Origin of the sequence: Bartonella queenslandensis AUST/NH15, from assembly GCF_000312585.1 — a bacterium.
Lineage (GTDB): Bacteria > Pseudomonadota > Alphaproteobacteria > Rhizobiales > Rhizobiaceae > Bartonella > Bartonella queenslandensis_A.
The window spans coordinates 31,928-35,232 of the sequence record NZ_HE998003.1 but is presented as its reverse complement, the minus strand read 5'-3'; the positions used below and the strand labels follow the sequence as shown (position 1 = coordinate 35,232).

3 protein-coding genes are annotated in these 3,305 nt (G+C 38.0%); all 3 read left to right on the top strand.

Annotation, left to right across the window (positions count from 1 at the left end; translation table 11 throughout):
• The coding region (gene carB / locus BN338_RS05315; RefSeq protein ID WP_039759776.1) for a carbamoyl-phosphate synthase large subunit at positions 1-1,936 on the top strand (1,936 nt) is incomplete at its 5' end.
• Positions 1,937-2,194: 258 nt separating this feature from the next.
• Positions 2,195-2,404 (top strand): cold-shock protein, encoded by a 210-nt coding sequence (locus tag BN338_RS05310; protein ID WP_039759774.1) that lies wholly within the window; start codon positions 2,195-2,197, stop codon positions 2,402-2,404.
• Positions 2,405-2,724: 320 nt separating this feature from the next.
• Positions 2,725-3,305, top strand: a 581-nt coding sequence (locus BN338_RS05305; RefSeq protein ID WP_039760122.1) for an aminotransferase class I/II-fold pyridoxal phosphate-dependent enzyme, incomplete at its 3' end; no start/stop codon positions are given.

Sequence of the window (3,305 nt, the reverse complement as noted above, 5' to 3'; positions counted from 1 at the left end):
TTTAGAACAGATAGCCTCTATCATTGAAATGGAGCAGCGTATCCAAATCCATGGCTTACCCCAAGATGCAGATAACTTACGTATGTTAAAAGCTATGGGATTTTCAGATGCGCGATTAGCCGCTCTTACCGGAAAAGAACCAGACGATATCGCCGCTTTACGCAAATCACTAAATGTTAAACATGTCTTTAAACGGATTGACACTTGTGCTGCCGAATTTTCTTCTCCTACAGCTTATATGTATTCAACATATGAAGTTCCCTTTGCAGGTGTAGAACACTCAGAAGCTCATATTTCTGAACGAAAAAAAATTGCTATCTTAGGTGGTGGACCAAACCGCATTGGACAAGGTATTGAATTTGATTACTGTTGCTGCCACGCAGCTTTTGCTCTGCGTGATGCAGGTTTTGAAGCGATTATGATTAACTGTAATCCTGAAACTGTTTCAACTGACTATGATACTTCTGATCGTCTTTACTTTGAACCTTTAACAACAGAAGATGTTATCGCTATTTTAGAAGCAGAACAGGAAAGAGGTGAATTGGTAGGAGTCATCGTTCAATTTGGCGGACAAACACCATTGAAATTGGCAAGCGCTCTCGAAAAACACAACATTCCCATCCTTGGCACCTCACCTGACGCCATTGATTTAGCAGAAGATAGAGATCGCTTCCAAAAACTGTTATTTAAACTTAACTTAACACAACCTCAAAATGGTATTGCTCACTCTATCGAACAAGCGCGCCTTATTGCCTATGAATTAGGATTCCCACTGGTTGTACGTCCCTCTTATGTTTTAGGAGGGCGTGCTATGCAAATTATCCGTGACGAACGAAGCTTGCAAAATTATTTACTTGAAACTGTTCCTGAATTAATTCCAGAAGATATCAAGGCCCGTTATCCCAACGACAAAACAGGACAAATCAATATATTGCTTGGTAAAAATCCGCTTCTCTTTGACACCTATCTAACAGAAGCAATTGAAGTAGACGTTGATTGTCTTTGTGATGGTCAAGAAACACTGATCGTGGGGATTATGGAACATATTGAAGAAGCAGGAATCCACTCTGGTGATTCAGCGTGTTCTTTACCAGTCCATACGCTCTCACATAGTATAGTCGCTGAATTAGAGCGCCAAACAAAAGCATTAGCGCAAGCACTCCATGTTCGTGGCTTTATGAATGTACAATATGCCATTAAAGATGACACCATTTATGTTTTAGAAGTCAATCCTCGTGCCTCACGTACTATCCCATTTGTTGCAAAAACAATTGGTTGCCCTATCGCTAAAATGGCTGCACGTATTATGGCAGGAGAAACGCTTCACAGTGCTCTCCAAGCTTATGGTGGATTACCTTCTTCACAGAAAAAACAACATATTGCCGTCAAGGAAGCCGTGTTTCCTTTTGCTAGTTTTTCAGGTGTTGATACGCTTCTTGGTCCAGAAATGCGCTCAACCGGTGAGGTTATGGGACTTGACTATGAGTTTGCGCTTGCTTTTGCTAAAGCGCAGCTTGGGGCTGGTGTAAAACTCCCTAAGGAGGGAACTTTATTCGTTTCTGTAAGAGATGAAGATAAAAAGCGCATCTTAAATCCTATAAAACGTTTAACAGAGCTTGGTTTTTCTGTTGTTGCTACAAGTGGAACACAAAAGTTTCTCACCGAACATCATATTGAAGCAAAAAAAATCAACAAAGTTTTAGAGGGACACCCACATATTGAAGATGCTATTCGTAATCGCCAAATTCAATTGATTTTTAATACAACCAGCACTGCCAGTGCCATCTCAGATTCCAAATCATTACGCTATGCAGCACTCATGCAAAATATTCCCTATTACACAACAATAGCGGGAACCGAAGCCGTTGTAGAAGCAATCAAAGCAATCAAGAAAAAGCGCCTTGAAGTACGTTCTTTGCAAAGTTATTTCAGTTAAAGTTCTTGCTATGCGGAAAAGCATACGCTTTTTGATACTCTTTCTCGACTTTTTCTTTGTATAAAAAAGAGCAATTAAAGCTTGCTTTTTACTCTAAAGGCTCTTATATGAGTTTTATCGAATTTTCGGTTACGTGACTTTCTTTCCTGTGCTTTCTGCACTTTTGACGAAACTTCTCCCACCTAATTTCGATCTAAAACCGTATTGGAGAATTATAGCTTCAGTACACAATATAATTATATATCTAAGGAGTTTCCTATGTCTACAGGAACAGTTAAGTGGTTTGATACAACAAAGGGTTTTGGATTCATTCAGCCTAGTGATGGCAGTGCAGATGTATTTGTACACATTTCCGCCGTTGAGCGTTCTGGTCTCAGTCATCTTAATGAAGGGCAAAAAATTTCTTATGATGTTCTTCAAGATCGTCGTTCAGGAAAATTTGCCGCTGGCAATCTTGCAGCGCTCTAAAGTTAAATTCTGCAATATGTTATTAAAAATCTTCGTTTATAATGACGAAGATTTTTTATTTTGTATAAAGTAAAATTGATCTCGAGAAAAGAAAACACTGCTTATCTATTTTGCACAATTTATCAAAATATTCCTACCCCTCTTCTAAAAATTTTATAATCCTTAAGAGAAGAATTCCTCGTTAAAATTCTCAAAAAACAATACTAAAAAACGCATATCAAAGTATTTTAGAAGTTTTTTTTATTGCATACAATATAATCTCTTATAGAATATCTTTAAAGCAATAACCATTTGTTGATATAATATAAGGATTTTAAATTATGGCTTTTATTGCCGACAAGCTGTCTCGCATCAAACCTTCTGCAACAATTGCTGCTTCCCAAAGGGCCCGTCACTTAAAAACATTAGGACGCGATGTTATTGCTTTAAGTGCTGGAGAACCAGACTTTGATACCCCAGATAATATCAAAAACGCGGCCATTGAAGCCATTCGAAGGGGAGAAACAAAATACCCTCCTATATCTGGAATTGCAGAATTGCGCCAAGCAATTTCGGCAAAGTTTAAAAGAGAAAATAATCTTCTTTACCAACCAGAACAAATTATTGTTGGTACCGGTGGAAAACAAATTCTCTTTAATGCTTTGATGGCAACGTTAAATAAGGGAGATGAAGTCATCATTCCATCCCCTTATTGGGTGAGTTATCCAGAAATGGTCGCACTTAATGATGGTACACCTGTCTTTTTAGAAACAAAAGCCGAGTTTTCTTATAAACTCCAATCACAAGAGCTAGAAGCTGCTATTACATCCAAAACAAAATGGTTCATCTTTAACTCTCCTTCAAATCCATCAGGTGCCGCTTATACATATAATGAATTGAAAAAGCTCACAGATGTTTTAGT